General features: G+C 37.7%; 10 protein-coding genes and 2 tRNA genes. All 12 read right to left on the bottom strand.

Annotation, left to right across the window (positions count from 1 at the left end; all coding sequences use genetic code 11):
* Positions 1–151: 151 nt before the first annotated feature.
* A tRNA-Pro gene (locus PYW30_RS09025) sits at positions 152–225 on the bottom strand.
* Between the two features lie 193 nt (positions 226–418).
* A tRNA-Arg gene (locus PYW30_RS09030) sits at positions 419–492 on the bottom strand.
* A 119-nt stretch (positions 493–611) separates the two neighbouring features.
* Positions 612–1,415 (bottom strand): energy-coupling factor transporter transmembrane component T family protein, encoded by an 804-nt coding sequence (locus PYW30_RS09035; RefSeq protein WP_042218496.1) that lies wholly within the window; start codon positions 1,413–1,415, stop codon positions 612–614.
* Between the two features lies 1 nt (position 1,416).
* Positions 1,417–2,262 carry an energy-coupling factor ABC transporter ATP-binding protein gene (locus tag PYW30_RS09040; protein WP_042218498.1) on the bottom strand — a complete coding sequence of 282 codons (846 nt, stop codon included), beginning with the start codon at positions 2,260–2,262 and terminating at the stop codon, positions 1,417–1,419.
* On the bottom strand, positions 2,259–3,092 hold the full coding sequence (locus PYW30_RS09045; RefSeq protein ID WP_003133209.1) for an energy-coupling factor ABC transporter ATP-binding protein: 834 nt from the start codon (positions 3,090–3,092) through the stop codon (positions 2,259–2,261). The genes PYW30_RS09040 and PYW30_RS09045 overlap by 4 nt, the downstream gene beginning before the upstream one ends.
* 66 nt (positions 3,093–3,158) lie before the next feature.
* Entirely contained in the window at positions 3,159–3,653 is a 495-nt protein-coding gene (locus PYW30_RS09050) for a DUF2325 domain-containing protein (RefSeq protein ID WP_042218500.1), read from the bottom strand.
* The gene (gene nrdG / locus PYW30_RS09055; RefSeq protein ID WP_003133207.1) at positions 3,650–4,249 is read right to left on the bottom strand and encodes an anaerobic ribonucleoside-triphosphate reductase activating protein; all 600 of its coding nucleotides are present in this window, start codon (positions 4,247–4,249) and stop codon (positions 3,650–3,652) included. The genes PYW30_RS09050 and nrdG overlap by 4 nt, the downstream gene beginning before the upstream one ends.
* 192 nt (positions 4,250–4,441) lie before the next feature.
* Positions 4,442–5,887 carry an APC family permease gene (locus PYW30_RS09060; RefSeq protein WP_014025445.1) on the bottom strand — a complete coding sequence of 482 codons (1,446 nt, stop codon included), beginning with the start codon at positions 5,885–5,887 and terminating at the stop codon, positions 4,442–4,444.
* 211 nt (positions 5,888–6,098) lie between these two features.
* The gene (gene nrdD, locus PYW30_RS09065) at positions 6,099–8,339 is read right to left on the bottom strand and encodes an anaerobic ribonucleoside-triphosphate reductase (RefSeq protein WP_003133205.1); all 2,241 of its coding nucleotides are present in this window, start codon (positions 8,337–8,339) and stop codon (positions 6,099–6,101) included.
* A gap of 160 nt (positions 8,340–8,499) precedes the next feature.
* Positions 8,500–9,012 (bottom strand): cysteine hydrolase family protein, encoded by a 513-nt coding sequence (locus PYW30_RS09070; RefSeq protein WP_042218503.1) that lies wholly within the window; start codon positions 9,010–9,012, stop codon positions 8,500–8,502.
* A 940-nt stretch (positions 9,013–9,952) separates the two neighbouring features.
* Positions 9,953–10,855 carry a GIY-YIG nuclease family protein gene (locus tag PYW30_RS09075; RefSeq protein WP_042218508.1) on the bottom strand — a complete coding sequence of 301 codons (903 nt, stop codon included), beginning with the start codon at positions 10,853–10,855 and terminating at the stop codon, positions 9,953–9,955.
* A gap of 230 nt (positions 10,856–11,085) precedes the next feature.
* Positions 11,086–11,409 (bottom strand): sigma-70 RNA polymerase sigma factor region 4 domain-containing protein, encoded by a 324-nt coding sequence (locus PYW30_RS09080; protein ID WP_042218511.1) that lies wholly within the window; start codon positions 11,407–11,409, stop codon positions 11,086–11,088.
* Positions 11,410–11,605: the final 196 nt, after the last annotated feature.

Below are 11,605 nucleotides of genomic sequence, written 5' to 3' on the forward strand. Positions count from 1 at the left end.
GACAATATTAATGCCAAATTCAAAGCAAAACAAAAAATAGACTCCAAAGAATCTATTTTTTAACTCACGGACTCCAACCGCAATACAGGCTCAGTTTTCATTTCCAACAAAAAAACTCATCTACGAAAGATGAGTTAGGGTTAGTCGGTAATCGGGAAGACAGGATTCGAACCTGCGACACCTTGGTCCCAAACCAAGTACTCTACCAAGCTGAGCTACTTCCCGGAGGTATGAAAATTTTTATAACACTGAGAACTAGTCTTGACTTTTAGCAAGAGTACTTGCAGAGTAAATTTGCCAAGCAAATTTCTATCCGCAACCTCAAAGCAATGCTTTGAGCTCTACCAAGCTGAGCTACTTCCCGGAGGTATAAAGATTTTTTACAATAATAAAACGGGCAAGCCCGAATTAATTATTATGCACCCGGCAGGATTCGAACCTGCAACCGCCTGATTCGTAGTCAGGTACTCTATCCAGTTGAGCCACGGGTGCGTTTTTTAACTACTTGATTATTATAGCAAATCAACTTTGCGAATGCAAGAATAAACTCATAATTAAACAAAAAAAACCGAAATTATTCAGTTTTTTCATTCTAAAAATAAGGACAAGAATTAACGACTAAAGGCATTCCACGACAGTAAAAGAGCAGCCAATATAAAAATACTCAGTAATAAAATAAAATCATTTTTTGACCATTTGAGCTGACGATATTTACTGCGTCCATCGCCTCCTTGATAACCTCTTGACTCCATGGCAACTGCTAGATCTTCTGCACGACGGAAGCTCGAAACAAAGAGCGGAATCAATATCGGAATAATCGAGCGGACTTTTTGCAAGAGATTTCCTTCACCAAAATCCATTCCTCGTGCCTTTTGTGCATTCATAATCATGGTTGTATCGTCCATCAAGGTTGGAATGAAGCGCAGTGAAATTGAAAGCATAAGTCCTAATTCATGTACAGGTACCTTGATTTTCTTCAAAGGCGCCAAGCCAGTTTCAATACCATCTGCCAAAGTTAACGGCGGTGTGGTCAATGTGAGCACTGTCGACATAAAGATAATTAACACAAATCGGAAGAAAATATAGAGTGCGTTTATCAAGCTCTCTGTTGATATCTTCAAGATCCAAAATTGAAAAATAATATGTTCTCCAGGTGTAAAAAGCATCTGAAAAATGACTGTAAATAATATCAAACCAATCATCGGTCTTAGACCTTTAAGGAAATAAGAAATAGAAATGCCTGATAAAAGTACGCCGGCAAAAGTATAAAGAATTAAGAGTAGATAGCCTAACCAGTCATGTGCAAAGAAAATCACGATAACAAAAATAAACATGACTAAAAGTTTGCTGCGAGGGTCTAGACGATGAATCAGCGAATTTCCGGGGATATAACGTCCCATGAGCATATTTTGCATTCTACTTTTTCGCCTCCTTCAGCATTTGAATCAACTCTTGACGTTTGATAGGCAAGCGGTCAAAGAGCACACCTCGTTGCCCTAACTTGACGGCAAATTCCGTTGTTTTAGGTACTCCAAGCTCATGCTGCATCAAAAACTCAACATTTTGAAAAACGTCCTGAGGGGTACCTGATGAAATAACACGTCCTTTTTCTAAGAGGTACACCTTGTCTGCATATTCGGCCACATCATCCATATTATGTGTGACCAAAACAACTGTCTGTCCTTCTTGATGCAGATGACTAAAGAGCTCCATCATCTCGATGCGGGCTTTGGGATCCAATCCAGCTGTGGGTTCATCAAGAACTAAAACTTTAGGTTCCATTGCTAAAATCCCCGCAATGGCAACACGGCGCATTTGTCCACCTGATAATTCAAAAGGTGACTTTTCAAAGTTTTTTTCTGCTAAACCCACAAGCTCGAGTTTTTCCCTTGCAATTTTAAGCGCCTCTTCTTGCGAGACACCAAAGTTTTGTGGACCAAAAGCAACGTCCTTCAAAACGGTTTCTTCAAAAAGCTGACTTTCCGGAAACTGGAAAACAACCCCCACTTTTTTACGTGCTGGCTTAATTTCTTTTTGCTTACTGCTGGCCTGAATAACAATATCGTCAATATTGACCTTACCTTCTGTGGGTTGCAGCAGGCCATTAAGATGTTGTAATAGTGTTGATTTCCCTGAACCTGTATGACCAATAAGGGCAGTATAACTTCCTTCTGCCACCTCTAAATTGATGTCAAAGAGCGCTCGACTCGCAAAGGGAGTATTCGGTTGGTAAGTGAAATTTACCTTATCAAATTTAATCATTTTCTCAGTCTTTCTGCTAAGAGTTCTGCCAGTTCTTCTTCATTTAAATATTTTTCTGGCAAGTTAAAGTCCGCACGTAAATCCTCGGCTAAGTTCGATGTGAAAGGCATGTCTAAACCAATATTAATCATATCCTCACCAGAGGCAAAAAGTTCCTCTGGTTTGGCGGATTTGATAATTTTACCTGCACGCATGACCAATACACGATCCGAAAGGGTAGCTTCATCAAGGTCATGGGTAATCGAGAGCACTGTCAGATTATATTCTGCCTTAATTTCACGGATAACGCGCATGATTTCAGCACGTCCTGTCGGATCAAGCATGGAAGTTGCCTCATCAAGGATAATAATTTCTGGACGCAATGCGATAATACCTGCAATAGCAACACGCTGTTTTTGTCCACCAGATAATCGTGCAGGTTCCTTGCCTTTAAACTCAAGCATATTGACTTGTTTCAAAGCCTGATCTACACGCAAAATCATCTCCTCACGGGGAATGCCCTGATTTTCCATTCCAAATGCCACGTCGTCCTCAACAGTTGCTCCAACAAATTGATTGTCAGGATTTTGGAAAACCATTCCTATTTTTTGACGAAGCGTCCACACGTTCTCCGAACTTAAAATTTGTCCGTCAATTTTTATATTTCCTGATACATTTTCAAGTAAACCATCAATAGCGCGAGCTGTGGTTGACTTCCCTGAACCATTTTGACCAATGATAGAAACCCACTCTCCTGCTTGGACAGCAAAAGATACCCCATCTAAAGTGGGCGCTTCTTGATCTTCTTCATATTTGAAAGTTAGGTTTTCTACTTCGAGGATTTTATTCATAAAACTAATTATACCAAATGACTTGCATTTTCGCTATCTCTCATTTTTACAAAAAAAGCCCTAATGTCAGGGCTTAAACATTTTTGCAAAATCAATTTCCTCTTCAGAAATTTTAACATCCTTCAGGGCCGATTTTAAGGCAAGATTTTTTGCTTTCTTGGGGAGCTGGTACTTTTCTTCAGGGGCATGCGTAGTAGGGCTAGCCAACTTTTGTTGTGTACTTTTTTTCTTTGGGACTTTGGGCTTCATTGCTTTTTGGGACAACTTCATTTCCGGAAAGGCAAGCTTAAGCTTTTCAATAGTCTTTTCTACACCGAAATTACTGCCTATCCAGAAAGGGGTGTCACTCGCTTTTGCTGCTTCTTTTGCAAATCGTACTGAAGCATGAGCGACATTGAGGTTCCGAATCATGACAAAGTCAGCTTGCGCCACTAATTGGTCGATTTCAGAACGCTTAGGCTTTTTCTTATCAAAACCAAGAAAGCCAACTTCTACAGCTGCAAGTCCTTCACGTAAATCATGCCAATAGCCTGACTCACAAATTACTAACACTGTTTTCATATTAGCTTTTCCTTATGAATTTGTTCTACAGCTGCTTTACCGTCATTGAGTTTTTCCCAGATAACTACGCGATGTTCAGCAAGGGATTTTTTCACATCAATAATTCGTTGATTTGAAGACCCTCTAAATTGGAGCAATAAATTTTTCTTACTAAGTTTAAAGCGACCGTCAACAAGTATATCAATATTTCGCAACAGCTCAAGTTTAGTTTCATCCTCTTGTAGAAGCTCTTCCCAAGTATAGCCCGTCCAAGACCAAATGTCCTTTTCAGGAAGTTCTGCACGTATACGTTTGACGAGCGGCAAAGCCACGCCAGTATTGAGGAAAGGCTCGCCACCAAGTAATGTCAAGCCTTGAACATAAGACTGGCTCAAGTCTGACATGATTCTTTCTTCTAATTCTTTTGTATATGGACTACCGTAACGGAAATTCCAGGTTGCTTGGTTGTAGCACCCTTCACAGTGGAATTTACAGCCGGATAAGTAAAGCGAGCAACGCACACCTTCACCATCAACAAAATTGAAAGGCTTATAATCTGAAACATAGCCCTGTTCCAAATCCGAAGCAAGCCACTCTTGTGGTTTGGGATTATTCATCTGTCATTACTCCTATCTCTATTTTATCTAAAATTTCACAGTTCTTCCTCTTAATCACAATGAGGAGGATAACTTACAGGCAAGCCTGATAAAGCTTGTCGACCTTCATTAATTCCTTTAGAAAAAATGAGGGGCATGTATCAAAAAAATGAGCAATTTCTTCCGAAACTACTCATTCTATTATACTACTTTTTAGACTAAATCATTTGATTTTTTTTGCTCACGACGCGCAATAAATGGAAGGAGCATTCCTAAAAGAATCAAGACAACAGGTGTCAAGATGTTCGAAGTCAATTGGAACCACCAAGCAGAAGGATCAGCAGCAAAATCAACTTTCGGTACCATACCAAGCACACATGCTACTAAAGTGAACAAGAAACACCAGATACCTGCAAACATCGCTAAGCGTTTTTGCTTGATAAATTTGTACTCAGAAGTAAAGTGTTTAATCGCACGATTAAGCATGATGAAGGCAAAGAATACCCACATATAGCGCATTGGCATTACGACTGAGTTTAAGTTTGTCAGCCATTTGACCAATTCGTTCATGTTTCCTATTCCAAGTAAAGGCATCAAAATAACGATACTTACCAAAATTCCTGTCAATACAAAACCATTGATCAATGTTCCTTTGGCAGTTGTTTTACGTAGCCAAGCTGGAACAAATTGTGGATCTGCATCCGCAAGCAAGATACGCAATGGCGCATCAATTGAAAAGGCAAGCGCAGCAATTTGACCGATACCTTGTGTAAAGGCATAAACATACATCAGGCTCTTGCCAATGCCATAGTGTTCGCCAAGCATTTGAAAAGCGGCATAAGCACCATTAGCCATGAGGTCATCAGGCAGGTTACCACTTGTAAAGAGCATCCCCATCGCAACGGAGCCAAGAACGGCACAGACACCGACCATAGCAGCAAGCATAAACATTGCTTTTGGAAACTCACGTGCAGGATTCTTCATTTGGTTGACATAAGGTGAAATTTTTTCTGCACCACCAACCGCAAAGACCAGCATAGAGATTGTTGTGAAGTAACTGAAGTCAAATTTAGGGATATATGTGTTGATATTTCCCATATCTGGCGTTGCGATTGCAAAATCTTTTGCAATAAAAGGAACGCTGACAGCCATAACGATAAAGAGCAAGCTCATAACAAACATTGCTGTTCCTGCGAGTCCCCCAATAACTTTAAGCGTGTTTAAGCCTTTTGTTGCCAGCCAGAGGAAGAGAAGGAAAATAATCAATGAAATGATGGCAACCATCGGAACAGACATCAAACTGACAAGCTGTCCATCTCCACGGCCAATCCAACCAAAGGCAATTAAAATAGCTTGAGGTTTTTGGGCCAGGTAAGGGATATGCACCACCCAATATGTCCAGGCTGCATAGTAGGCAAGACGTTTGGTTGAAGTTTGTTCAACCCACGAACTTACGCCCCCTTTACTGTCTTTAAAAGTTGAACCTAACTGCCCAACAATAAGTGCGTAAGGTACAAAGTAAAGCGCCAAAATCAAAATCCATGAGGTAACAACTGTGATCCCTTGCTGGGCGAAGTTATTGACCACATTTCCCATGCCCCAAACCATGTTGAAGGCGATAAATGCGACGGTAAACCATCTAATTTTTTTAGTGTCCATATTACTCCTTAAATTTTTTATCACTCTGCGGACAAGACAAAGTAATTTTTTACGCGCCTTTTACAAATGTAAAAAAGCGGTTGCATTAAAATTATAAAATAAAACTTAAACACTGTCAATCTTATTCTTGAATTTTCACTAAAATTTTAAAATTATTCCTGCTTCTTTACCTTCTCATAAAAAAAGCGAATCCTAAGATCCACTTTTCCCTTTATTTTACAAACTTACTCTTTGCATGATCTACAGCTTCGCTGTCAATACTCTCACCATCTTCAAGAACACCTACAGAGCCATTCATATGTTTCACACGCGCTGATATTTCTTTATGGCGCCCATGAACCATTGGTCGAGCTTGTGGGTTACCGAGGTAACCACATGTGCGTTTTACCACGTCACATGTTTGGGGGTTAGCATTGTCACATTGGGGACATTTAAAGCCACGCTCAGTCGCAGTAAAGTCCCCTTCAAAACCACACTCATAACAATGGTCAATTGGGGCATTTGTTCCCAGATAACCAATGCGATCATAAGCAAAGTCCCAAACGGCTTCCAATGCACGAGGATTTTGTTGAATCATTGGATATTCCGCATAGTGGATAAAACCACCATTGGCATAAACAGGATAATCTTTTTCAAACTCCAATTTTTCAAATGGAGTTGGATTTTTACGCACATCATAATGGAAGCTGTTTGTATAGTAATCTTTGTCAGTGATATCCGCAACGGAACCAAATTTCTCTTTATCCATACGACAGAAACGGTCTGTCAGACTTTCACTTGGTGTAGAGTAAACGGAGAAATGATAGCCGGTTTCTTTGCTCCAGTCTTTACAATCTTGGTTCATGCGTTTTACTATTTCCAAAGTAAAGTCTTTTGCTTCCTTGTTATTTTCCCAAGTTGGTCCATAGAAACTTGTTGCAACTTCATAAAGGCCGATATAGCCAAGAGAAACTGTCGCACGTTCATTTTTATAAAGCTCATCGACTGAATCTTCAGCTTTCAAACGCCCCAAGGCCCCGTTCATAAAGAGAATAGGCGCATTTTTGGGTTGTGCTTCTTTTGTACGGTTAACACGGTAAACCAAAGCATCCTTAGCAATGGCAATGCGTTCATTAAAGATTTCCCAGAACTTTTCTTTATCTCCTGCCGCTTCAAGTGCAATACGTGGAAGATTTACCGTTACAACTCCAAGGTTATTACGACCGGCAGTGACTTCATTGCCCTTTTCATCTTTCCATCCATGAAGGAAACTACGGCATCCCATGCTTGCTTTAAATGAACCTGTTAACTCGACAATCTTGTCATAAGACAAGATATCTGGATACATACGCTTTGTGGCACATTCTAGTGCCAAGTTTTTAATGTCATAGTTTGGCGTACCCACTTCGAGATTTAAACCACGCTTCAAGGTGAAAATTAATTTAGGGAAAATAGCTGTACGATGCTCTTTTCCTAAACCTCCAATACGGACTTTCAGGATAGCTTTTTGGATTTCACGTGCATACCAATCTTCTCCTAAGCCAAAACCAACGGTAACAAAAGGCGTTTGACCATTTGAAGTAAAAAGCGTATTGATTTCATATTCCAAAGATTGCATCGCATCATAGATGTCTTTTTTAGTTTTTGCTTGAGCATAGGCTTCGCGTTTTTCCGGTTGTTCAATCCACTCTTCCGCATCTTTTAAATGCTTCGCATAGTTCAATTTTGCATAGGGTGCTAAAATTTCATCAGCGCGGTCAAATGAACAGCCGCCGTATTGTGAGCTGGCCACATTGGCAATAATTTGTGAAGCTTGAGCGGTCGCTGTTTGAATAGACTTAGGTGAATCTACTTGTGCGTTCCCTAATTTAAAGCCGTTCTCAAACATATTTTTAAAGTCAATCAAACAACAATTTGACATCGTTGTGAAGGGAGAATAATCTAAGTCATGGTAATGAATTTCCCCTTTTTGGTGGGCATTCGCTACATGAGGAGGAAGCATTTTTAAACCAATGGCTTTAGAAACAGCACCTGCAGTTAAATCACGTTGTGTATTGAAAACATCGCTGTCCTTGTTTGCATTCTCATTGACAACTGTTTGATCTTTATTGATCAGTTTTTCGATGGTGAAGTTAATGTCTGTTGCCTTGCTTCTCTCAAGGTCACGCTGTGTCCGATAAGTTGTATACACTTCCGCCCACTTCGTTTCACCAAGTTCCATCAATAAATGTTCTACAATACTTTGAATTTCATAAATCTTAACATTATCCGTAAAACGTGTGAATATTTCACGCACGACCCGATCACAAATTTCTGCGATACGGTTCTCTGAAGCTGGAGGTACTATTTCGTCCCCAGCTTTTTGCAATGCCTCAAAAATTTTGCTACTGTCAAACTTTACGGAGCGACCATCACGCTTAATCACACTGATTTCTTGATCAGTTACGACGGTGGTTTCCTCAACCATTCTCATTCTTTGTTCCCCCATTTTTATAATTCCTTGTGCTTCTATTCTACCAAATAAAAAATTCTTTTTCCACTATATCTAGTATCATTTTTTATGAAAACAAAAGAAAGCACACTATATATAGTGTTGAGGGCAAAAACAAAAAAAGAGCTATTTTTGCTCTTTTTTAGTCATTAATCACATTAATTTGACAAGATTTCATTGTTTCTAAAGCTGCACGATGACTTTCTGGAGTTACACCTGTACAACATGAAGCATCAACAGAAATTTTCACTTCTGGAGCAAATGACTTAATCAACAAAGCATTTGAAACCACACATATATCTGTACAAATACCAATGAGTTCCACTTGATCCACGTTCTCGTTGCGGATATATTCTGCAAGCTCTACCGAACCAAAGATATTTTTTTCGAACACACGTTGAAAACCAACTTGAGCTTCCTTATGTATTTCCCAACCCGGAGTCCCTTTTTGACAGTGAATCACTGGCAAGTTTTGACCTTCTTGAGTTGTCAAATAATCTTCAAAATGTGTATCCTGTGTGGCCAGTCGTTCATTTTCGGCGTAAGTTGCCAACTTCTCGATAACCTTTGGAACAATAGCTTGCGCTTCTTTTGTACCCAAAGAACCATCTATAAAATCATTTTGAAAGTCAATCAATACCAGTAATTTTTTCATAAGCAAACTATACCACACCTCTTAAATAAGGTCAAATGTGTTTCAGAAAAGACTAAATATCACGATTTTTTCAATACTGCTTAAAATAACATATAATGACTTTCAACTAAAACGTAGTTAAAAACGTAACTAATTTTTGTCAGGCAAGGGGCTGTATATCTGAGATATACGGCTTTTTTTATCACCAAAATCTTACGAAAAACAGCACTTTTTTACCACTACTTTTAAGATAGACTCAAAACCTAGGAACAACGCTTCAATACTTTTTCACAATTTTGTGCTAAGCATAGGAACTTATATAAACTTGACAACCACGCGCATTTAGAGATTCATTTTAGGTGTTTTTCTTGATTTTCATGTATGCTAAGGACACTATCAAATGCCTTTTATCCCCACTGTTGAGCGATTTCTATTCAGAAAAAAAGTTTTTCAGAACTCCGTACACTTGGAAAAAGCTAATCTCACTCGGTTCTTTTATCTTATAATTTTTATTCAAGAGGGGTGGGGGTCATACGGAAAAGCCTTGTGTGTTATTTGTGTCTCCCACTCCGTTCCCAAACCCCAAAATAAAAAAGTTTTTCAACGGGGGACAGCCAATTAATAATTTCACACCCCCTTTACTTTTTAAAATGTTGTGCAACTTCATACGTGACTACACCTAACCTATCCTCTATCTAAATTTTTTATTTTATTTTTGACAGGGGGGCTTGATAGATGTGTACTTATTATCGATCACAAATACTAAATCTCACATTCTTTAATTATGGTAAATATATAGTATAATCGGAAATTATTTTATATCCTGTTATCCTTGTCAGTTACTGGGTTTATATCGTCTTTCTACAAATCATTAAAATAGTGTATTTTTTCAATACTAAAAGCCCACAGTTTCACGCTGTGAGCTTTTTAATTAATATAGTTTTACATAGAACGTAATTGTTTAGTTATTATTGTAGCCAAATTTACGTGACTGTAGCATATTTTTCCAATAAATTTCGCGTTCCAATGCATTTTGCTTACCAATATCATTTTTATTAAATATTTCTAGGATACTATATTGAAAATTTTTCTTTATATATTCTATTCCTTTAACATTAACTATTTCCTTCAGCTTTGTATTGGGATATTTGCTATCTTCTAACTCATTTTTATCATATCCCTCAGCAAGATATGTCGACCACCTACCATAAATACCATGTTTTCCTGTTGCCGATCCAACATATAATTTACCTGTTTTTATATCAGTAATTAAATAGACACCATAGACTTCTGATAAAGCCTGAATCCATGATTTATTATTCCAGTGCTGTTTTAAATCATAATAGCTTTCACAAATGTTATTATATCCAGGGAAATCGATATCTAATTCAAAATAAGGCTTAGGCAAAATAGAATTTATGTGAATATTATTTATAATATCTTGGTTTACATAGAAAAAACTTTGACCACGGTTTTTAAAATCAACAACTACCTTTTCCATAAATTTATCGTACTCTTGGAGTCTGACAGCCTCAGCATAACTTTCTGAGAACTCCTCAGATAACTCGTAAGTTAAGCTATACTTTGTTTTTATATCGTATGCCCCTACAAAAAGCCATTTGTGACGTTCTACTTCAATAAATTGGAACTGTATATCCTTTTCTGAGTTTCGAGATTGTTTTTTATTTCCTACTGTTAACATCATCGGAACAAATTTGTTTTCTTTTTTTCTACACATATCAGCATAATCAAAAACCATACTATTTTCTTGCCAATTCGTATTAAATCGAAGTTTAATTCTTTTTCCATTATATTTTTTTAACAAATTATCAAAGTTAAAAATGTCTTTTAGTAAAATGGTCATGGGACTTCCTTCTAAAAATTATTAAGTTATTAATAGTATATCAAATTAAGCATTATCTCTGATAAACATATCTATTCTATTTCTTAACTCCTTGATATTTTATAAATCAGTAAAAGCGCGTGACGAAATACAAAAAGTCCGCTGGAACGGACTCCTTGCACTCTAAATTATAACATACACGCATTTCCGCGATTTTTATTTTGTAAGACTATTATATCAAATGCTAGCCTTTATTTCTTGTAATACTCTTTGGCCAACTTCTTAACCTCTCGAATAGGATCAGCACACAAGCGATAAACCTTGTTATAAGTCAGTCCTGTGAGTTCTGCGACCTCATTAATCTTTAACTCGTCCACAAACCTTAATCTTAAAAGCTCCAGTACCTGGTCACTGAGTGGATTAAATATCTCGTCCAGTTTATCAATAGTTTGTCTGTTCTTCTTAACATTCGTATCATCTCCGCCGAACCGCTCGACAAACTTCTCTGCTCGACTGGTAGACTCTTGTATAAAACCCAGTAAATAGAAACGTATTAAAAATTTGTAATTGCTCATGATTTAGCTCTCCTTTTTTAGATGTGATATAATATTCATGGCAATATTAAACTTAATGAAAAATGAATTACACTTCCACGTCTTGCCAACGTGGTTTTTTGGTTTTATAGAGAATTGAATATATTATTATAAATTAGCTTTAATAACCATATAACGATTTAAATATCACTCATGTTATGTTATAATGTCATTAAAT

Origin of the sequence: Lactococcus garvieae subsp. garvieae (assembly GCF_029024465.1) — a bacterium.
Taxonomy (GTDB): domain Bacteria; phylum Bacillota; class Bacilli; order Lactobacillales; family Streptococcaceae; genus Lactococcus; species Lactococcus garvieae.

Bases quoted from the DNA above. Each gene is read 5' to 3' on its own strand.
- PYW30_RS09035 (WP_042218496.1), bottom strand. From the start codon at position 1,415: ATGCAAAATATGCTCATGGGACGTTATATCCCCGGAAATTCGCTGATT.
- PYW30_RS09040 (WP_042218498.1), bottom strand. From the start codon at position 2,262: ATGATTAAATTTGATAAGGTAAATTTCACTTACCAACCGAATACTCCC.
- PYW30_RS09045 (WP_003133209.1), bottom strand. From the start codon at position 3,092: ATGAATAAAATCCTCGAAGTAGAAAACCTAACTTTCAAATATGAAGAA.
- PYW30_RS09050 (WP_042218500.1), bottom strand. From the start codon at position 3,653: ATGAAAACAGTGTTAGTAATTTGTGAGTCAGGCTATTGGCATGATTTA.
- nrdG (WP_003133207.1), bottom strand. From the start codon at position 4,249: ATGAATAATCCCAAACCACAAGAGTGGCTTGCTTCGGATTTGGAACAG.
- PYW30_RS09060 (WP_014025445.1), bottom strand. From the start codon at position 5,887: ATGGACACTAAAAAAATTAGATGGTTTACCGTCGCATTTATCGCCTTC.
- nrdD (WP_003133205.1), bottom strand. From the start codon at position 8,339: ATGAGAATGGTTGAGGAAACCACCGTCGTAACTGATCAAGAAATCAGT.
- PYW30_RS09070 (WP_042218503.1), bottom strand. From the start codon at position 9,012: ATGAAAAAATTACTGGTATTGATTGACTTTCAAAATGATTTTATAGAT.
- PYW30_RS09075 (WP_042218508.1), bottom strand. From the start codon at position 10,855: ATGACCATTTTACTAAAAGACATTTTTAACTTTGATAATTTGTTAAAA.
- PYW30_RS09080 (WP_042218511.1), bottom strand. From the start codon at position 11,409: ATGAGCAATTACAAATTTTTAATACGTTTCTATTTACTGGGTTTTATA.